This window comes from Solimonas flava DSM 18980 (assembly GCF_000426685.1).
Lineage (GTDB): Bacteria > Pseudomonadota > Gammaproteobacteria > Nevskiales > Nevskiaceae > Solimonas > Solimonas flava.
Genome location: NZ_KE384553.1, coordinates 24,319 through 42,540 on the forward strand (window position 1 = coordinate 24,319; position 18,222 = coordinate 42,540).

An 18,222-nucleotide genomic window follows, 5' to 3' on the forward strand; every position below is an offset into this window, starting at 1 on the left:
GGCATGGCCTGCGGCGGAGAATCCGCCGCCATGAAAGCGATCGTCGATGCGATCTACGCCGGCGCGGTGCGGCCGATGCCGGACGACGGGCGGCCGACCGGCATCTTCAAGACCCCGCTCGCCGGCGAAGCCGAGATCGGACGCGAGGGCCTCGTCGGCGACGCGCAGGCCGACCGCCGCGTGCACGGCGGGCCGGAAAAGGCGCTGCATCATTTCCCGGCCGAGCATTACGCGCGCTTCGCTGCGGCGTTCACGGAGCAGGCCGCCGCGTTCGTGCCGGGCGCGATCGGTGAGAACCTGACGACGCGCGGCTGGACCGAGGCCGAGGTCTGCCTCGGCGACGTCTACACCTTCGGCAGCGCGCGTCTGCAACTCAGCCAGCCGCGCTCGCCGTGCTGGAAGATCGATGCGCGCTTCGGCGTCGACGGCTTGACACGCTACGTCGCCGAGCACGGCATCGCCGGCTGGTACTACCGCGTGCTCGCGCCCGGCCGCTGCCGCGCCGGCGACGCGCTCGAACTGATCGAGCGCGAGCCCGATCCGGTCACGCTCGCCGAATACTGGCGCCTGCGCGCGTCGCCGCGCGCCGATCGCGCGCGCCTGCAGCGCGTCGCCGACTCGCCGGGGCTGGCGCCCGAGCAGCGCGCCCGCTGGCAGCAGCGCCTCGACTGGCTGCGCGCGCAGCGCTGAGCGGCGACGCGATGCGCGTCGGCCGGCGCTGGCGGAGGTTTGCGTCAGGCCGTCATCGCGAGGCCGCGCAGCGGCGGCGGCGAGCCAGAGCCGTCGCCCGTGTCGTGCCCCGCTGGCCGGCTCCGTCGCCTGAGGCGACTCGCGATGACGATGGCGGCGCTTTGTCAGGGCTTCTCTAGTGTGCTGTTCCGTAAATAAATAGAACTATGATGGCGATGCGCTGTCGTACCTGCCGGTCAAGCAGGAGAATGGCGGCATGGCGAAGACAGGGCGTCCACTGGTGGGGTTGGCAATCAGCGACGCAGAACGCGCTGAGTTGAAGGCACGCTTGGCGCGCCGCAAGTGGCCGAGCGATGAGAAGCTGCGCATGCGCATCGTGCTGGCGTTGGCGGACGGTGAGTCGAGCACGTCGATTGCCGCGCGCTTGCACACGACGGCGCAGACGGTGAGCAAATGGCGGCATCGTTTCCAGTCATACCGTGTGCTCGGATTGAGTGATGCGCCGCGCTCGGGCCGTGGGCGCAGCGTGGCCGATGAGCAAGTGCAGGCTATCGTGGATCGGGTCCGGCAAACGCAGCCGGAGAACGCGACGCGTTGGAGCGTGCGCAGCATGAGTGCGGCGACCGGTGTCTCGGCCACCACCGTGCATCGCATCTGGCGCGCGTTCGGGCTCAAGCCGCATCTGCAGGACACGTTCAAGTTGTCGACCGATCCGCACTTCGTCGACAAGGTGCGCGATGTGGTTGGGCTATACCTGAATCCGCCGGATCGGGCACTGGTGCTGTGCGTGGATGAGAAGAGCCAGATTCAGGCGCTCGATCGCACCCAACCCGGCCTACCGCTGAGTTTCGGCAAACCGTCGACTCGCACGCACGACTACAAGCGCCACGGCACGACCTCGCTGTTTGCGGCGCTGGATGTGGCGACGGGCAAAGTCATCGGCCAGCTCAAACGGCGTCATCGCAGCGCCGAGTTCCTGCAATTCCTCAACGCGATCGACGCCGCGGTACCGAAAGACCAGGACGTCCACTTGATCATGGACAACTATGGCACGCACAAGACCGATCAGGTGCGGGCTTGGTTCGCCGCCCGCCCGCGCTACCACGTGCACTTCACCCCGACCTCGGCGTCCTGGCTCAACCTGGTCGAGCGATTCTTCTCAACTCTGAGCGAGAAGTGGATCAAGCGCGGCGCGCATACCAGCGTGAAAGATCTCGAAGCCTCGATCCGCGATTATCTGGATCGCCACAATGCCGACCCGACTCCCTTCGTCTGGCGCAAAGGCGCCGATGAGATCCTCGCGTCGGCGGGGCGGGCAGCCAAGAAGCTCGCTTCCTATTACTAATACGTAATTGCGGAACAGCACACTAGCGATACAGCCATTCGCCGGCGCTGCGCAGCAGCACCAGCAGACTGAGCGCGATCAGCACCACGCCCATCGCATGGTCGATGCGGTGCGCATGCCGGCGCAGCGCGCGACGCAGGCCGGCGTGCGAGAGCAGCAGCGCCAGCGTCGCGAACCAGCCGAAGGTCGCCAGCGGCAGCCAGACCGCCAGCGCCAGTGTCAGCGGCATCGACATCGGCCCGCTGACGACGGCGCTGAACAGCGCGACGAAGAACAGCGTCGCCTTCGGGTTCAGCACATTGGTGGCCAGGCCGGTGCCGAAGTTGTGGCGCCAGTCGCCGGGTGCCGCCGCCCGCAGGTCATCGCCGGTGTCGGCGAGCGGCGGCGCGCGCAGCGCCTTGCGGCCGATCCAGATCAGAAAGCCGGCGCCGGCCAGCGCGATCAGCGTCAGCGCCCACGGCGCGTGCGCGATCAGCCAGCGCAGGCCGAACAGGCCGTAGGCGACGTGAAAGAGAATGCCGGTGCCGATGCCGGCCGCGGTCCAGACGCCGGCGGCGCGGCCGTAGGCGAGCGACTGGCGCGTGACGATCGCGAAGTCCGGCCCGGGGCTGACCACGCCGAGCGCGTGCGCCGCGGCGACGGTGCCGAACACGGCGAGGCTGCTAGCGAGCATCGGCGCCGGTCTCGCGGTCCCAGCCGGGCCACGGGCCGTCGGCGGCGGCCGGCAGTTCGACGGCGTGGCGTTCCTCGGCGTAGCGCGTCATGCCGCGCGCCTCGTAGTTGGCGAGCGCGTGCGGGCCGTCGAGCGAGCAGGTGTGGACCCAGACGCGGCGCGCGCCCATCGCCCAGGCGCGCTCGATGCCGACGCTCAGCAGGTGTCCGCCGAGGCCGGCGCCGGTGAATTCGCGCATCAGCCCGAAGTAGGCGATCTCGACGTCGTCGCCGGCCTGCTTCTCCAGTTCGATGTAGCCGGCCGGTGTGCCGCGCGCGTACAGCACCCAGGTCTGCACTTCGGGACGGTCGAGCCAGCGCAGCCACTGCGCGTACGACCAGCCGAGGCGGTCGCGCCAGTGCCAGTGGCCGCCGACCGCGGTGTAGAGAAAACGGTTCAGCATCGGCAGCGGCTGCTCGGCGCGCAGGATCAGCGGTTCCGGCTGCGGCACCGCGGCGCGGCGCAGCGCGGCCGGCGTGCGCATTTCCAGATACCAAGTGGTGACGAGCTCCTGCATGGCGGCGGGGCGGCGGGGCGGAGCCGCGCATGATACGGCGCCGCCGGCGCGGTGGCAGCGAGCGGCGCGGCTTCAGGCGAACAGTGCCGCGCCGCGCCGCAGCGCCAGCGCCGCGAGCCGGTCGAGCCGCTGTGCGGCGAGCGCGAGCAGCCGCTGTTTCAGGCGCGGCGGCAGCGTCGTCGCCTCGGCCCAGCGCTGCAGCAGCCACCAGTCGTGATGCAGGCCCAGCGTCGCCTCCAGCGCGGCGAGCGGCGCGGTGTCGGCGAACGCCTGCGGCAGCAGTGCGCCGAGCAGTTCGTACTGATAGCCGAGACGTTTGAGATGACGCCGCCAGCGGTGCAGGACCTCGGCGCGCGGCGCGGCGGCCGCGGCCGCGAAATCGCGCCGGCAGGCGCTGCGGCTGGCGGCGATGCGCCGGCGCAGCGTCATCGCCTGCCGCGGCCAGCGAATGCCGGCGAGCGCCGCGCGGCCGTGCTTCAGCGCGTGGCGGGCTTCGGCCTGCGCTTCGGCGGCATCGTCGATCGCCGGCAGCGCGGCGAGCAGCCGGGCGTGCTCGGCGGCGTTCAGGTGCCGGCCGCGGCGCAGGCGCTGCAGCATCGCCGCCAGCACCTCGCGGTCGCGCTGCGCGGCGAGACGATGCGCGGCGTGGCGCAGCCGGCGTTCGAGACGGCGCGCCGCCGCGTCGTCGGCGGCCGCGAGCCGGCGCCAGGCGCGCAGGCGCTTGATGTGCTTGCGCACCGTGTGCGCGTTGCGGTTGCCGCCGCGCCGCAGGGGCTGGCGCGCGCGCTCGAGTTCCGCGGCGGCGGCGGCGCGCAGCTGGCGGCGGAGCGGACGCTCGACGACATCGATGGCGCACATGAGCCTGGCCCTCTTCACGGCAAGGGCCATGAGCTTAGGGAGGTCCGGCGCCGGCCGGCATTGATCTGCGTCGATCCGTCGGTCGCGCCTGCGCGCGGCCGACGCGACGCGCGCGGGACCGGCGCCGGTGAGCGCCGCCGCCGGAAGGAGCGAGGTGCGCTCCGAACGGCGCCCGCCGGCGCTTCAAACGCTTTCGGCCGCTGCCGCGTCTATCAGGCGGACAAGGAACATGACGATGACGGCAAACCTCAGCACTCTGGCGGCGGGTCCGGCGGCACTCTGGCAACTCGGCGGCGACGGCGACGGCGCCGGCGGTGCTAGGCTGCCGCGCCACGCCGGGTCGGGCGTGGCCGGGGGGCGGAACGTGCAGGTCGCGCAGCAGGCGGACGGGGAAGACGATGATGCCGAGGCGGTGCGCCGCGCCGTGCGCGGTGACGCGCGTGCCTTCGAGCGCCTCTACCGGCGCCATGTCGCCCGCATCCACGGTCTGTGCCTGCGCCTCGTCGACGGCGACCGCGCCAAGGCCGAGCAGTACACGCAGGACGCCTTCGTGCGCGCCTGGGAGAAGCTCGCCAGCTTTCGCGGCGACGCGCAGTTCTCGACCTGGATGCATCGTCTGACCGTCAATCTGGTGCTCGGCGAGCATCGTCTGCTGAAGCGCTGGGTGACGTTCGACGAGGCCGCGGTCGATGCCGACGACGGCAGCGAAGCCGGCGGCGCGATGCTCGGCGAGCATCCGCAGCAGCGGGTCGGCGAACGCCTCGATCTGGAGCGCGCGCTCGCCCGTCTGCCCAAGGGTGCGCGAACCGTGCTGATGCTGTATGACGTCGAGGGGTACTCGCACGAGGAGATCGCCGCACTGAGCGGCATCGCCGTCGGCACCTCGAAGGCGCAGCTGCACCGCGCCCGCAAGCTGATGAAGGAATGGCTGTCATGAATCACCGTCGCGACGACGAGATCCCGGAAGAGGCCGACGATGTCCTGCGCGCGGCGCTGCGCGGTCTCGATTTCAGCGAGGCGCCGCAGCGCGATCTGTGGTCCGGCATCGAGGCGCGCATCGCGCCGCGCCGCCGGCTGTCGGCGAACGGCTGGATGGGCCTCGCCGCCGCCGCCTGCGTCACCGCCGTCATCGGTCTGGCGCTGCTGCCGCCGACGCCGACGCCGCCCGCCGCCGCGCCGGCGACGCTGGCCTACGGGCCGGCCACCGCAGTGGATCTGCAGGCCGTGCCGGGCAGCCGCGCGCTGGTCAAGGCCAACCTGCAGCTGTCGCGCAGTTCCGAGCAGCAGATCCGCAAGGCTCTGCAGCAGGACCCCGATTCCGAGTCGCTGCGCCGTCTGCTGACGACGACGCAGAGCCGCAGCGACGAACTGCGCCGCATGCTCGCGGCGCAATCGACCTGATTGCACTGGAGTACAGGATGAAGATGCACGTTCCGATGACGCTCGCCGCCGGCCTGCTGCTGATCGCCGCCGGCCCGGCGCTGGCCCGCGGCGGCAGCCCGATCAACGAGACGCGGGCCCTGGCCGCCGACGGCCAGCTCAGCGTCAACAACATGGCCGGCACGATCACGGTGCGCGGCTGGGACCGCAGCGAAGTCGCGATCAGCGGCACGCTCGGCGAGGACGCCGAAAAGCTGGAGATCAGCGGCGACGCGAACAATCTCAGCATCAACGTGCGCTATCCGGGCGGTACGCGCGGTCACGTCGACCAGACCTATCTCGAACTGCGCGTGCCGGCGCGCGCCGGCCTGCGCCTCGACGCGGTCAGCGCCGACATTGCGGTCGGCAGCACCAGCGGGCCGATCGCGGCGCGCAGCGTCAGCGGCGACGTGCAGCTGAACGTCGGCAGCGGCGAGGTCAACGCCAGCACCGTCAGCGGCGACCTCACCGTCAAGGCGCCGTCGTTCAAGACCACGCTGAACTCGGTCAGCGGCGATCTGACGGCCAGCGGCGTGCGCGGCACGCTGAAGGCGGAGACGGTGTCCGGACAGCTGTCGATCGAGGGCGGGGCGTTCCGCGACGTATCGCTGCAGAGCGTGTCCGGCGACATGAGCCTGGACCTCTCGCTGGAGGACGCCGCCAAGCTCAGCGCCGAGACGCTGTCCGGCGACATCGACTTGCGCCTGCCGAAGATGCCGAGCGCGCAGCTGACGATGAAGACCTTCAGCGGCGACCTGCGCAACGCCTTCGCCGGCGGCGACGAGGGCGGCGATGTGCGCAAGGTGTCGACCACGCTCGGCGGCGGCCGCGGCAGCATCGACCTGCATACGTTCAGCGGCGACATCCGCATCGAGCCGCGCTGAAGCGCCGGCGCACTGCCAATCGCCCGAAAGAAAAGGGGCGCGGCCGCAAGGCCGCGCCCCTTCTTTTCGTGCCGCCGGATGGCTTCAGTAGCCGGCCTCGTTCGGGTCGATCTGCACCTCGAGCACGCGCTGGCCGCTGCTGTAGGCGCTGGTGTTCGAGAAGATGATGCGGCCCTGGCCCTTGTAGTGGGCGATCGTGCGGTAGGCGTCGCCGCCCTTGAAGTTGAACGGGATCCAGGCCTTGCCGGTGACGTGCGCGTTGGTCGAAGTCGGCTGGCCGGCGATCGCGTAGGCCTGCTGCATCGACATGTCGGGCTTGACCTCGGTGATCGGCTTGTAGGCACCGTCGGCCGCGGCCGGCGCCGGGGCGGACGGCGCGGCGACCGCCGCCGTGCGCTTGCCGGCCGGAGCCGAAGCCGCCGCCGTCGATGCCGCCATGCCGAGCGCGTACTGCTCGCCGTCGGCGCCGCCGAGGCCGGCGGCGGCATTGCCGCAGTACTTGCGCGTCTTCTTGTGCGCCTGCGGGTTGTCGCCGACCTGCTTGAGCGCCGCGTAGTAGCGCTTGTTGCCGGTCGCGGCGAGTGCCTTGCAGCTCCACGACAGCGCGTCGACGTAGGTATTGGCGGACTGCGTCTGGTTCTGCAGCAGCGCCTCGGCGAGTGCGTCGGTGACGACCGGCGAGGCGGTGCCGGAGGCTTCGATGTTCTGTGCGGCGGCGCGGATCGCGGCCGGCGAGCCGGAGCGGATCTGGTCGAGGTTGTACTGGTCGCCGGCGCTGAGCTCGGCGTGCGCGGCGCCGGCGGTCAGCAGGCCGGCGGCGAGCGTGATGCGTAGGTGTTTCATCGGACTTCCCTGGTTTTGGTGAACCGGGAGTCCCGAAGCCGTGATGCCCGCTCCCGGCGGAGCGCGCAGTGTAGGAAGGGCGTCCGCCGTGCTTGTGACATTTGCTTCACCACGGCGTGCGCCGCTGTGCGCTGGTTCGCGCTCGCCGCGCCAGAGCACCGCCTCGCCCCGCCACGCGCCGTCACGTGGCGGGGCGTGCGATCAGTGCCGGAAGTGGCGGATGCCGGTGAAGACCATCGCCATGCCGGCTTCGTCGGCGGCGGCGATCACTTCGGCGTCGCGCATCGAGCCGCCCGGCTGGATCACGGCGGTGATGCCGGCGCGCGCGGCGGCGTCGATGCCGTCGCGGAACGGGAAGAACGCGTCGGACGCCATCACCGAGCCCGGCACTTCGAGCTTCTCGTCGGCGGCCTTGATGCCGGCGATCTTGGCCGAGTAGACGCGGCTCATCTGGCCGGCGCCGACGCCGATCGTCATGCGCTCGCGGGCGTAGACGATGGCGTTCGACTTCACGAACTTGGCGACCTTGTACGCGAAGATCAGATCGTGCAGCTCGGCCTCGGTCGGCTCGCGCTTGCTCACGACCTTGAGCTGGCCGAGCGTGACGATCAGATCGTCGCGATCCTGCACCAGCAGGCCGCCGGACACGCGCTTGTAGTCGAGCGCCGGCGCGCGCTGCGCCGGGAACTCGCCGCATTCGAGCAGGCGCACGTTCTGCTTGGCGGCGACCGCCTGCCTGGCGGCCTCGCTGACGCGCGGCGCGACGATGACCTCGACGAACTGGCGCTCGACGATCAGCTTCGCGGTCTCGCCGTCGAGCTCGCGGTTGAAGGCGATGATGCCGCCGAAGGCCGAGGTCGGATCGGTACGGAAGGCGCGCTCGTAGGCCTCGCGGATGCCGGACTCGTTGACGGCGACGCCGCAGGGATTGGCGTGCTTGACGATCACGCAGGCCGGCTTGGTGAAGCTCTTCACGCATTCGAGCGCGGCGTCGGCGTCGGCGATGTTGTTGTAGCTGAGTTCCTTGCCCTGCAGCTGACGGGCGGCGCTGATCGTGCCGGACTCGGCGTTGCGCTCGCGGTAGAAGGCCGCGCGCTGGTGCGGATTCTCGCCGTAGCGCATGTCCTGCAGCTTGTCGAACTGCAGGCCGAATACCGGCGGGAACGCATCGCGCGCGCCGTCGTCGTGCAGGCTCGACAGATAAGCCGACACCGCGCCGTCGTAGCGCGCGGTCAGCGCGTAGGTCTTGACCGCGAGGCGGTAGCGCGTCGCCAGCGTGGTGCCGCCGGCGTCGATTTCGGCGAGCACCGCGGCATAGTCGGCCGGATCGGTCAGTACCGCGACCCAGGCGTGGTTCTTCGCCGCCGCGCGCAGCATCGCCGGGCCGCCGATGTCGATGTTCTCGATGGCGTCCTCGCGCGTGCAGTCCGGCTTGGCGACCGTCGCCTCGAACGGATAGAGGTTGACGACCAGAAGGTCGATCGGCGCGATGCCGTGCTGCGCCATCACCTCGGCGTCGACGTCGCGGCGGCCGAGCAGGCCGCCGTGGATCTTCGGATGCAGCGTCTTGACGCGGCCGTCCATGATTTCCGGAAAGCCGGTGTGCGCCGACACTTCGACGGCGTCGAGACCGGCCTCGCGCAGCAGCTTGTAGGTGCCGCCGGTCGACAGCAGCTCGACGCCGCGCTGTGCAAGTTCGCGCGCGAACTCGACGATGCCGGCCTTGTCGGAAACGGAAAGCAGGGCGCGGCGCACCGGCGCGCGGGAGGTGATGGTCATCGGACGGCTCGTCGGAAGCGGAGTCGGAGTGATGGCGGCGACTGATCGCAGCGCGATCAGTTCAGCGCGTCAGGCTTGATCTTGTGCTGCTTGAGTTTCTTGCGCAGCGTCGCGCGGTTGAGGCCGAGCATTTCGGCGGCGCGCGACTGGTTGCCGTGGCAGTAGCGCAGCGTGGCTTTGAGCAGCGGCGGCTCGACCTGATCGAGGAACAGGTCGTACAGGTTCTTCGGCATGTGGCCGTTCAGCGTTCGGAAGAAGTCGTCCAGGCTGTCGGAGACGGAATGACCGAGCGGCTTGATGTCCGAGGACCGGAGCGAAGACATGCGTAGATACTCCAACCCGCGTACGGCTCTGTCGCGGGTCTGACCGGAAAAAGGGGGCGGCAATGATACTCTCGCCGCGCCCCCCGCAAAAGCCGGCGGGCGCCGCGCGGTTCTGGTGAATTCAGCCCAGCGTCTCGTCGATCAGCGTCTGCCAGACCGCGTCCGGCTGCCAGACCGCGTGCAGGTCGGCCAGCGCCACGTCGCGCGCTTCGCCGCGGCGCAGCACGCGATACAGGTACACGAACACCGAGGCGCGCAGGTTCAGTGCGCAGTGCACCAGCAGGTGTTGTCCGGCGTAGCGGTCCATCAGCGCGCAGAACTGCTCGACGTGCTCGCGCGTCGGCGCCTCCCACGGAATCGGCAGCGCCGCGTACTGCACGCCGAGCGCCTGCCAGCGCGCGGCTTCATCGGGCAGATAGTTCGGCGAGGTCGGCGCCGCCAGATTGATGACGGCCTCGATGCCGGCCTGCTGGAGCGTCGCGAACTGCTCGGGCCACGGCTGCCCGGAAGTCAGCAGGCGGGCGTCGATGCGGTGGCGCCGGATCAGTGCCGGCATGCGGCACTGCGCGGCCAGCCGCGTCCAGCCGTCCTTGCTCAGATCGGCGTCGAAATCGAACCAGGCGTCATAGGCCGCGCGCACGTCCTCGGCCTGGCGGTCGAGCAGGCCGGCGAGCACCAGGTGGCCGCCGCGCTTGATCGAACTGGCCAGCGTCGGCGCCAGCGCGATCAGCGGATTGGCGAGGATGTTGGCGACGATGATGTCGGCCGGCAGCGGCACGAAGGCGTCGGCCGGCAGCGTGACGATGCGGTCGGCGACGCCGTTGGCGGCGGCGTTGTCGCGCGTCGCCAGCAGTGCCTGCGGGTCGATGTCGACGCAGATCGCGCGTTCGGCGCCGAGCAGCAGGGCGGCGATCGCCAGCACGCCGGAGCCGCAACCGAAGTCGAGCACGGTCTTGCCGGCGAGGTCGTAGGCGGCGAGCCACTGCAGGCACAGCGCCGTCGTCGGGTGCGTGCCGGTGCCGAACGCCAGGCCCGGGTCGAGGCGCAGGATCACCGCGTCGGGCTGCGTGACCTCGCCGACCTTCTCGTGCGGCACGACCCAGAGCTTGTCGCCGAACGGCAGCGGCGGGCAGTCCTTGAGCCAGACGCGGACCCAGTCCTGATCCTCGATCAGCTCGGTCTCGAAGCGCGCCTCGGCGCCGTCCGGCAGCAACTCGCGCAGGCTGGCCTGCACCGGCGCCAGGTCCACGCCCTCGGCGAACAGGCCCAGCGTCACCGTCTGCGCCCACAGCGGCGTCTCGCCGGGCGCCGGTTCCAGCACCGGATCATCGACGGCGTCGATGAAGCTGACCGCCGCGGCGTCGTGCGCCAGCAGGATCTCGTCGGCGAATTCGGGGTGGCGCGTGTGCACGCGCAGTTGCAGCCAGGCCATGTCGTTCTCGCAAGGATGGGGCACGGGCCGGCAAGCCGGCGGCGCGCCCGCGGGGCGCGCATTATCGGCTCTGCGCCGGCTTTAGTGCGGATCTTTCGCTGACGCCGGTGTCACCGAGGTGCCGGTGACGACGGCGTCGGCGCTGCCGCGCGCGAGCAGCAGGTGCAGCGCCGCGCCGCGCTCGGTACGCGCCGCGTCGGTCAGCGCGCGGCCGTCGGCGTCGAGCGCGATCGCGTAACCGCGTTCGAGCACGGCGCGCGGGTTCAGGCTGGCCAGCACCGATTCGGCGCGTTCGAGGCGCGCGCGCGCCGCCGCCGCCTGCAGGCGCAGGGTCTCGTGCGCGCGCGCCTGCAGGCGTTCGAGGCGGTGGCGTTCGATGGCCAGGCGCCGCGCTGGCGCATGCGCGCGCAGCGTCGCCTCGCGATGTTCGAGACGCTGCGCGAGGCGCGCGAGCAGGCGCGTCTCGGCGTGCTGCAGGCGCTCGCGCAGTTCCCGCAGGCGGGCGCCGCGTTCGCGCAGGCGCCGGCCCGGATGCTGGGCCTGCAGGCGCCGCTGCTGTTCATCGAGACGTTGCGCGGCCTGCTGCAGGCGGCGCTCGGCGGCCAGCGTCACGCGGTTCTCGTGGCTGCGCAGCGCGGCGAGCCAGTCGGCGATGTCCGGCGCCGCGCGTTCGGCGGCGGCGGTCGGCGTCGGCGCGCGCAGGTCGGCGGCGAAGTCGGCGATCGTCACATCGACCTCGTGGCCGACGCCGCTGATCACCGGCACCGCGCAGGCGCGGATCGCGCGCGCGACGCGCTCGTCGTTGAAGGCCCAGAGATCCTCGATCGAGCCGCCGCCGCGCGCCAGCAGGATCACCTCGACGGCCGGCGCGCGCCGCGGCAGTTCGGCGAGCGCCCGAACGATCGCTGGCGGCGCCTCGGCGCCCTGCACCGGCACCGGATACAGATAGACCGGTGCCAGCGGATAGCGCCGCGCCAGCGTCGTCAGCATGTCGTGGATCGCCGCGCCGCTCGCCGAGGTGACGATGCCGATCGCGCGCGGCCGTTTCGGCAGCTCGCGCTTGAGGTGCTCGTCGAACAGGCCCTCGGACGCCAGCCGGCGCTTGAGCTCCTCGAACGCGCGCAGCAGGGCGCCGGTGCCGGCCGGCTCCATGTGCTCGCAGATCAGCTGCAGATCGCCGCGCGCCGTGTAGAACGACAGCTGCGCGCGCAGCAGCACGGCGTCGCCGTCCTTCGGCGGCGGCCGCACGTGCAGATTGGCGTTGCGGAACATCGCGCAGCGCAGCTGGGCGCGCGCGTCCTTGAGCGTGAAGTACCAGTGGCCGGATGCCGGCCTCGACAGATTGGAGATCTCGCCCTGCACCCAGACCCGCGGCAGCGCGTCCTCGATCAGGGCGCGCAGCACCTCGGCGAGTTCGGAAACCTGGTAGATCGTGCGAGCGCCGGCGCGCTCGGGTGCGGGGAGTCTCGGCATCGCGCAAGCATAGCGAGTTCATCGCCCGGCCTGCGCCGGCGGCCGGTTTTGGCCTATAATGACGCGCTTCCAGACGACCGCAGCCGCCATGCCCGCAGCCATGCGTATCCAGTCCGAAGCGCTCACCTTCGATGACGTCCTTCTCCTTCCGGCCTACTCGGAAGTCCTGCCGCGGCAGGTCGACCTGAGCTCGCAGCTGACGCGCGGCATCCGTCTCAACATCCCGCTGCTGTCGGCGGCGATGGACACCGTCACCGAAGCCCGTCTGGCGATCGCCCTGGCGCAGGAAGGCGGCCTCGGCATCGTGCACAAGAACATGACGGCCGAGCGTCAGGCCGCCGAAGTCCGCGCGGTGAAGAAGCACGAGGCCGGCGTCATCGTCGACCCGATCACCGTGCCGCCGACGATGACGATCGGCGAGGTCATCAAGCTGACGCGCAAGAACAAGATTTCCGGCGTGCCGGTGGTCGACGGCAAGAATCTGGTCGGCATCGTCACCAGCCGCGACGTGCGTTTCGAGACGCGCTTCGACGAGCCGGTGGCGCGCGTGATGACGCCGAAGGATCGCCTCGTCACCGTGCGCGAGGGCGCCTCGCGCGAGGAAGTGATCGCCAAGCTGCAGGAGCACCGCATCGAGAAGGTGCTGGTCGTCAACGGCAAGTTCCAGCTGCGCGGCATGATCACGGTCAAGGACATCCAGAAGACCGTCGACTTCCCGCGCGCCTGCAAGGACAGCGCCGGCCGCCTGCGCGTCGGCGCCGCGGTCGGCACCGGCGCCGATACCGAGGAGCGCGTCAGCGCGCTGGTCGAGGCCGGCGTCGATCTGGTCGTCGTCGACACCGCGCACGGCCACAGCAAGGGCGTCATCGACCGCGTCGCCTCGATCAAGAAGCAGTACGGCGACAGGCTGCAGGTCGTCGGCGGCAACATCGCCACCGGCGACGCCGCGCTGGCGCTGGTCGCGGCCGGCGCCGACGCGGTCAAGGTCGGCATCGGTCCGGGCTCGATCTGCACCACGCGCATCGTCGCCGGCGTCGGCGTGCCGCAGATCAGCGCGGTGATGGGAGTTGCCGAGGCGCTGAAGAAGGCCGGCGTGCCGCTGATTTCAGACGGCGGCGTGCGCTATTCCGGCGACTTCGCCAAGGCGATCGCCGCCGGCGCCGCCGCGGTGATGGTCGGCTCGATGCTGGCCGGCACCGAGGAAGCGCCGGGCGAGGTCGAGCTCTACCAGGGCCGTTCGTACAAGAGCTACCGCGGCATGGGATCGCTCGGTGCGATGGGCGGCAGCAACGGCTCCAAGGACCGCTACTTCCAGGACACCACGACCGAAGTCGAAAAACTGGTGCCGGAGGGCATCGAGGGTCGCGTGCCGTACAAGGGGCCGATGGCGGCGATCGTCCACCAGATGATCGGCGGCCTGCGCGCGAGCATGGGCTACACCGGCTGCAAGAGCATCGAGGAGATGCGCACGCAGACGCGCTTTGTGAAGATCACCGGTGCCGGCATCAAGGAATCGCACGTGCACGACGTGACGATCACCAAGGAGGCGCCGAATTACCGCGTCGAGTGATCGCAACGCCGGGCCTTCCGGCAGCGGCGGCGCACGCCAGCGTGCGCGCGGGCGGCACTCGGAATGAGTGCACCGGGCCACGCCGGTTCGAAACCAGAGAAGGGCGCCTTGCGGCGCCCTTCTGCGTTCTGCGGGCCGGTTCTACCAGTTGTACTGGATCGACGCGGCGACGCTGCGCAGCGGGATCTGCTGGGCGACGTAACTGTTCGCGAACACGGCGTGGTCGAACACCAGATCGAGCGCGCGCTCGTTGGTCAGATTGTTGCCGCTGACGACGAACGACCAGCTGCCGCTGTCCGGCAGCAGCACGACGCGGCCGCCGACCAGCCAGTAGCCGTCCTGGTGGCTGTGCGAATCGAGGTCGACCGACGAGTACTGGCCGCTGCGGTACGACAGGTCGGCGGCGAGCTTCAGCGACAGGCTCGCCGGCAGCGGCACGGTGACGATCGGCGACAGCGCGCCGCTGAGCTTCGGCGCGTGCGAAAGCGTCTTGCCGCTGAGATCCTGGGTCTCGGCATCGCCGTCTTCCTGCGCGGCCGGTGCGTTCTTGTAGCTGCCGTATTCGGCGCGGCCATAGGCGAGCGAGCTGACGAACTGCAGCCAGCGCAGCGCGCGCCACTGCGTTTCGAGCTCGACGCCTTCGAGGTGCGCCGTCGCCGCATTGCCGATCTGGAAGCTGGTGCCCTGGTTGTCGACGGTCTGCAGATCGTCGACCTGGGTGTAGTAGACCGTCGCGTTCAGCGTCAGGCGGCGGTCGAGCCAGCGGCTCTTGACGCCAGCTTCCCAGGCCGAGGCCTTCTCCGGCTTGAACGACAGATTGTCGGCGTTGTCGGCGGTGGCGTTGAAGCCGCCGCCCTTGTAGCCGCGCGTGTAGGTGGCGAAGCCCATCAGCTCGCGCGACCACTCATACTGGAAGCCGAGCTTCGGCGAGATGTCGGTCTCCTGGCGTTCGAGGTGCTCGGTGAAGGTGTCGGCGCCGACCACGGCGGCGACGAGGCCGAGCCCGACTTTCCGCGTGTCGAAGTCGGCGCGCTTCTTCTCCCAGCCGTAGCGCAGGCCGGCGATCGTCGACAGATGTTCGCCGAGCTTCCAGGTCATCTGGCCGAACGCCGCGTAGCTTTCCGTCGTCTGCGAGAAGCCGCGCAGCAGCTGGTCGTTGAGCGGAATCGCCGGCAGATGCGGCAGTGCGTTGAGCAGGCAGTCGTCGCGGGTCGGCAGGCCGAGCGCCTGCAGGCCGGCGCAGCTCGCCGCGAAGCTCAGCAGGTTGTCGCCGGCCAGCGTGTCGAGATGGCTGTCGAGGTCGGCGCCGTAGGCGTACAGGCCGAGCGTCCAGTCGACGCCGCCGCCGAGGCCGAACAGCGAATCGGCCTTGCCGCTCGGCCGGAATTCGATCGAATTCTGCTGGTAGTCGACGTTGAAGCGCGTGTTGATGATGTCGGCGGCGCTGGTGTCGATGTCGAAGTACGAGCGGATCGAGAAACCGGCGTGGCCGAGCACCGTCGTGAACGACACGTCGTGCGAGCCGAGCCAGTCGCCGGCGTCGTATTCAATGACGCCGCGCGACAGATTGGAATGGCGGTTGACGTAGCCCGGCGTGTTCTGCGTGGTGTGCGCGTCGAGCGGGTTGTCCTCGGCGCTGGCGTCGTAGTCCTGCGCGAACGACAGCGCCGCCGCCGAGGCGGCGTAGAGCTGCCAGTTGTTGTAGTCGACGCTGGTATCGGACAGCTGCGAGGACAGGCTGATCTTCCAGCGCTCGCCGGGCGTCGCCTCCAGCTTCAGGCGGCCGGCCTTCTGCACGAAGCTGTTTTCCTTGCGGTTCAGCGTCGAGTTCTCGACGTCGCCGTCCTTCTTCCAGTAGACGCCGGCGGCGCGCGCCGACAGGCCGTCGATGATCGGCACCGTCACGCCGGCCTCGGCGCGGCGCTGCAGCGGGTCGGCGCCGGTCAGCATGAGGTCGCCGGTAAAGCGGTCTTCCGGCTCCCTGGTGATGAAGTTGATGACGCCGGCGATCGTGTTCTTGCCGAACAGCGTGCCCTGCGGGCCGCGCAGCACTTCGACGCGGTCGAGGTCGAACAGGCCGTCCGGCACGAATTCCGAACGGCCGATCGCGAGCTGGTCGATGACGATGCCGACCGCCGGCTCGAAGCCGACGTTGTCGGTCTCGGTCGAGAAGCCGCGAATGCCGACGACCGGCCCCTGCGGGTCGGCGTCGATCTGGACGTTGGCGACGAAGTTCTCGATCGAGCCGGCATCGAAGCTCGCCGACTCGCTGAGCGTGTCGGCACTGACGACGCCGACCGAGACCGGTACGTCCTGCAGGCTCTGCTTGCGCTTCTGCGCGGTGACGATCACCTCTTCGAGCGCGCCCGCCTCGGGGGCGTCGACGGCGACCGGCGGCGGCGTGTCCTCGGGCAGGGCGATCGTCGGCAGCGGTTCGGCCGGCGCGGCCTCCTGGGCCGCGGCCGGGCCGGCGAGGGCGGCGGCGAGGGCGGCAGCCAGCGCCGTCAGGCGCGAGGCGGGCCAGTGCGTCTCGTATCGAATCATGGCTACGAAAAGGAAGGTTCCGAAAGGGAAGAACATGCGGCCCCCCGGCCGCGCTGCCGCATTGTCCATCAACAAACGCGCCAAGGTGGCCACGACGCTGCCCAGGCCGCACGGTAAAATAAGCTCTGTCCTTGGGGTTTTCATGAATATCCACGCCGACCGCATCCTCATCCTCGACTTTGGTTCGCAGTTCACCCAGCTGATTGCGCGGCGCGTCCGCGAACTCGGCGTCTATTGCGAGCTGCATCCCTGGGACATGAGCGACGAGGCGGTACGGGCCTTCGCGCCGAAGGGCGTGATCCTCTCCGGCGGTCCGGAATCGGTGTGCGACGAAGGTTCGCCGCGCGTGCCGGCAGCGGTCTGGACGCTCGGCGTGCCGGTGCTCGGCATCTGCTACGGCATGCAGGTGATGGCACAGCACTTCGGCGGCGCCGTCGAGCCGCACGATCAGAAGGAATTCGGCTACGCCGAGATCACCGTTCACGGTGATCTCCCTGGTTCGGGCGGTATCGGCGCAGCCGATACCTTGCGTGCACGCGGCCATTCGCAGCTGCTGCGCGACATCGAAGACCGCGTCAACGACGAGGGCCACGGCCTGCTCGACGTGTGGATGAGCCACGGCGACCGCGTCGTCCGCCTGCCGGAAGGGTTCAAGTGCATCGCCTCGACGCCGGACCTGCCGCTCGCCGGCATGGCCGATGAATCGCGCCGCTACTACGGGCTGCAGTTCCATGCCGAGGTCACGCATACCAAGCAGGGCAAGCGCATCTATTCGCGCTTCGTGCATGAAATCTGCGGTTGCGGCAACGCGTGGAAGCCGGACAGCATCATCGACGACGCGATCGCGCGCGTGCGCGCACAGGTCGGCGACGGCCACGTGCTGCTCGGCCTGTCCGGCGGCGTCGACTCGTCGGTCGTCGCCGCGCTGCTGCACAAGGCGATCGGCGCGCAGCTGACCTGCGTGTTCGTCGACCACGGCCTGCTGCGCCATCAGGAAGGCGACCAGGTCATGAAGATCTTCGCCGAGCATCTCGGCGTGCGCGTCATTCGCGTCAACGCCGAGGCGCGTTTCCTCGATGCGCTCAAGGGCGTGTCGGACCCGGAAGCCAAGCGCAAGATCATCGGCAAGCTGTTCGTCGACGTGTTCGACGAGGAGTCGGCCAAGATCGAAAACGTGCAGTTCCTCGCGCAGGGCACGATCTATCCGGACGTCATCGAGTCGGCCGGCAGCAAGACCGGCAAGGCGCACGTCATCAAGAGCCATCACAACGTCGGCGGCCTGCCGGCGCACATGAAGCTCAAGCTGGTCGAGCCGCTGCGCGAGCTGTTCAAGGACGAGGTCCGCCAGATCGGCGTCGAGCTCGGCCTGCCGCACGAGATGGTCTACCGCCACCCGTTCCCCGGCCCGGGTCTGGGCGTGCGCATTCTCGGCGAAGTGACCAAGGCCGCCGCCGACACGCTGCGCCTCGCCGATCACATCTTCATCGAAGAACTGCGCCGCGCCGGCTGGTACGAGAAGACCAGCCAGGCCTTCGCCGTGTTCCTGCCGGTGAAGAGCGTCGGCGTCACCGGCGACGGCCGCCGCTACGAGCCGGTCATCGCCCTGCGCGCGGTCGAGACCATCGACTTCATGACCGCGCACTGGGCGCACCTGCCGTACGACCTGCTCGACGTCTGTTCGCGCCGCATCGTCAACGAAATCAGCGGCGTCTCCCGCGTCGTCTACGACATCTCCGGCAAACCGCCGGCGACGATCGAGTGGGAGTAGCAGCCCGAGCAGCGTGCAGGGGCCCCGGCGAAGCCGGGGATGCTAGCGTCGCGAGGGCTGCGATC

Annotated in this window: 16 protein-coding genes and 1 pseudogene; 7 read left to right on the forward strand and 10 right to left on the reverse strand. The window is 70.1% G+C overall.

Translation table 11 applies throughout. The features are described from left to right. Positions 1–30: 30 nt before the first annotated feature. On the forward strand, positions 31–690 hold the full coding sequence (locus tag K343_RS0118310; RefSeq protein ID WP_028009287.1) for an MOSC domain-containing protein: 660 nt from the start codon (positions 31–33) through the stop codon (positions 688–690). A gap of 256 nt (positions 691–946) precedes the next feature. Then, complete coding sequence (locus tag K343_RS0118315; protein ID WP_028009288.1) at positions 947–2,035, forward strand: IS630 family transposase; 1,089 nt, start codon at positions 947–949, stop codon at positions 2,033–2,035. 22 nt (positions 2,036–2,057) lie between these two features. Here the strand turns inward: K343_RS0118315 and K343_RS0118320 are convergent, their stop codons facing one another. The 3 genes from K343_RS0118320 to K343_RS0118330 form a co-directional block, all read right to left on the reverse strand. Then, positions 2,058–2,708, reverse strand: coding sequence for a LysE family translocator (locus tag K343_RS0118320; RefSeq protein ID WP_028009289.1), 651 nt, complete (start codon positions 2,706–2,708; stop codon positions 2,058–2,060). Next, positions 2,698–3,264, reverse strand: coding sequence for a GNAT family N-acetyltransferase (locus tag K343_RS0118325; protein ID WP_028009290.1), 567 nt, complete (start codon positions 3,262–3,264; stop codon positions 2,698–2,700). The genes K343_RS0118320 and K343_RS0118325 overlap by 11 nt, the downstream gene beginning before the upstream one ends. 72 nt (positions 3,265–3,336) lie before the next feature. Beyond that, positions 3,337–4,122 (reverse strand): CHAD domain-containing protein, encoded by a 786-nt coding sequence (locus K343_RS0118330; protein ID WP_028009291.1) that lies wholly within the window; start codon positions 4,120–4,122, stop codon positions 3,337–3,339. Positions 4,123–4,351: 229 nt separating this feature from the next. Between K343_RS0118330 and K343_RS0118335 the strand changes: the two genes are divergently transcribed. The 3 genes from K343_RS0118335 to K343_RS22830 are packed head-to-tail and all read left to right on the forward strand — an operon-like array spanning position 4,352 to position 6,425. Beyond that, on the forward strand, positions 4,352–5,059 hold the full coding sequence (locus K343_RS0118335; RefSeq protein ID WP_051278705.1) for an RNA polymerase sigma factor: 708 nt from the start codon (positions 4,352–4,354) through the stop codon (positions 5,057–5,059). Continuing rightward, the gene (locus K343_RS0118340) at positions 5,056–5,523 is read left to right on the forward strand and encodes a hypothetical protein (RefSeq protein WP_028009293.1); all 468 of its coding nucleotides are present in this window, start codon (positions 5,056–5,058) and stop codon (positions 5,521–5,523) included. The genes K343_RS0118335 and K343_RS0118340 overlap by 4 nt, the downstream gene beginning before the upstream one ends. 17 nt (positions 5,524–5,540) lie before the next feature. Beyond that, positions 5,541–6,425, forward strand: coding sequence for a DUF4097 family beta strand repeat-containing protein (locus K343_RS22830; protein WP_043113157.1), 885 nt, complete (start codon positions 5,541–5,543; stop codon positions 6,423–6,425). Positions 6,426–6,509: 84 nt separating this feature from the next. Here K343_RS22830 and K343_RS23700 read toward each other — a convergent pair whose 3' ends face one another. The 6 genes and pseudogenes from K343_RS23700 to xseA form a co-directional block, all read right to left on the reverse strand. Beyond that, complete coding sequence (locus K343_RS23700) at positions 6,510–7,268, reverse strand: hypothetical protein (RefSeq protein WP_051278706.1); 759 nt, start codon at positions 7,266–7,268, stop codon at positions 6,510–6,512. A 201-nt stretch (positions 7,269–7,469) separates the two neighbouring features. Next, a complete protein-coding gene (gene purH / locus K343_RS0118355; RefSeq protein ID WP_028009294.1) occupies positions 7,470–9,047 on the reverse strand; it encodes a bifunctional phosphoribosylaminoimidazolecarboxamide formyltransferase/IMP cyclohydrolase in 1,578 nt (525 codons plus the stop codon). 56 nt (positions 9,048–9,103) lie between these two features. Then, on the reverse strand, positions 9,104–9,370 hold the full coding sequence (locus K343_RS0118360) for a helix-turn-helix domain-containing protein (RefSeq protein ID WP_028009295.1): 267 nt from the start codon (positions 9,368–9,370) through the stop codon (positions 9,104–9,106). Positions 9,371–9,491: 121 nt separating this feature from the next. Further along, positions 9,492–9,926, reverse strand: coding sequence for a protein tyrosine phosphatase family protein (locus tag K343_RS25395; protein WP_436278819.1), 435 nt, complete (start codon positions 9,924–9,926; stop codon positions 9,492–9,494). A 6-nt stretch (positions 9,927–9,932) separates the two neighbouring features. Further along, positions 9,933–10,802 (reverse strand): annotated as a pseudogene (prmA, locus tag K343_RS0118365) (50S ribosomal protein L11 methyltransferase); the annotation flags it as partial. 81 nt (positions 10,803–10,883) lie between these two features. Continuing rightward, a complete protein-coding gene (xseA, locus tag K343_RS0118370) occupies positions 10,884–12,275 on the reverse strand; it encodes an exodeoxyribonuclease VII large subunit (protein ID WP_028009297.1) in 1,392 nt (463 codons plus the stop codon). 100 nt (positions 12,276–12,375) lie between these two features. Between xseA and guaB the strand changes: the two genes are divergently transcribed. Beyond that, the gene (gene guaB, locus K343_RS0118375) at positions 12,376–13,845 is read left to right on the forward strand and encodes an IMP dehydrogenase (protein WP_028009298.1); all 1,470 of its coding nucleotides are present in this window, start codon (positions 12,376–12,378) and stop codon (positions 13,843–13,845) included. A gap of 141 nt (positions 13,846–13,986) precedes the next feature. Here the strand turns inward: guaB and K343_RS0118380 are convergent, their stop codons facing one another. Next, positions 13,987–16,389 (reverse strand): TonB-dependent receptor, encoded by a 2,403-nt coding sequence (locus tag K343_RS0118380; RefSeq protein ID WP_028009299.1) that lies wholly within the window; start codon positions 16,387–16,389, stop codon positions 13,987–13,989. 142 nt (positions 16,390–16,531) lie between these two features. Between K343_RS0118380 and guaA the strand changes: the two genes are divergently transcribed. Then, positions 16,532–18,157, forward strand: coding sequence for a glutamine-hydrolyzing GMP synthase (gene guaA, locus K343_RS0118385; RefSeq protein ID WP_028009300.1), 1,626 nt, complete (start codon positions 16,532–16,534; stop codon positions 18,155–18,157). Positions 18,158–18,222: the final 65 nt, after the last annotated feature.

What these genes read in the sequence shown, in the direction of transcription:
- K343_RS0118310 (WP_028009287.1), top strand. Translation starts at nt 31, where the DNA reads ATGAAAGCGATCGTCGATGCGATCTACGCCGGCGCGGTGCGGCCGATG.
- K343_RS0118315 (WP_028009288.1), top strand. Translation starts at nt 947, where the DNA reads ATGGCGAAGACAGGGCGTCCACTGGTGGGGTTGGCAATCAGCGACGCA.
- K343_RS0118320 (WP_028009289.1), bottom strand. Translation starts at nt 2,708, where the DNA reads ATGCTCGCTAGCAGCCTCGCCGTGTTCGGCACCGTCGCCGCGGCGCAC.
- K343_RS0118325 (WP_028009290.1), bottom strand. Translation starts at nt 3,264, where the DNA reads ATGCAGGAGCTCGTCACCACTTGGTATCTGGAAATGCGCACGCCGGCC.
- K343_RS0118330 (WP_028009291.1), bottom strand. Translation starts at nt 4,122, where the DNA reads ATGTGCGCCATCGATGTCGTCGAGCGTCCGCTCCGCCGCCAGCTGCGC.
- K343_RS0118335 (WP_051278705.1), top strand. Translation starts at nt 4,352, where the DNA reads ATGACGATGACGGCAAACCTCAGCACTCTGGCGGCGGGTCCGGCGGCA.
- K343_RS0118340 (WP_028009293.1), top strand. Translation starts at nt 5,056, where the DNA reads ATGAATCACCGTCGCGACGACGAGATCCCGGAAGAGGCCGACGATGTC.
- K343_RS22830 (WP_043113157.1), top strand. Translation starts at nt 5,541, where the DNA reads ATGAAGATGCACGTTCCGATGACGCTCGCCGCCGGCCTGCTGCTGATC.
- K343_RS23700 (WP_051278706.1), bottom strand. Translation starts at nt 7,268, where the DNA reads ATGAAACACCTACGCATCACGCTCGCCGCCGGCCTGCTGACCGCCGGC.
- purH (WP_028009294.1), bottom strand. Translation starts at nt 9,047, where the DNA reads ATGACCATCACCTCCCGCGCGCCGGTGCGCCGCGCCCTGCTTTCCGTT.
- K343_RS0118360 (WP_028009295.1), bottom strand. Translation starts at nt 9,370, where the DNA reads ATGTCTTCGCTCCGGTCCTCGGACATCAAGCCGCTCGGTCATTCCGTC.
- K343_RS25395 (WP_436278819.1), bottom strand. Translation starts at nt 9,926, where the DNA reads ATGCCGGCACTGATCCGGCGCCACCGCATCGACGCCCGCCTGCTGACT.
- xseA (WP_028009297.1), bottom strand. Translation starts at nt 12,275, where the DNA reads ATGCCGAGACTCCCCGCACCCGAGCGCGCCGGCGCTCGCACGATCTAC.
- guaB (WP_028009298.1), top strand. Translation starts at nt 12,376, where the DNA reads ATGCGTATCCAGTCCGAAGCGCTCACCTTCGATGACGTCCTTCTCCTT.
- K343_RS0118380 (WP_028009299.1), bottom strand. Translation starts at nt 16,389, where the DNA reads ATGATTCGATACGAGACGCACTGGCCCGCCTCGCGCCTGACGGCGCTG.
- guaA (WP_028009300.1), top strand. Translation starts at nt 16,532, where the DNA reads ATGAATATCCACGCCGACCGCATCCTCATCCTCGACTTTGGTTCGCAG.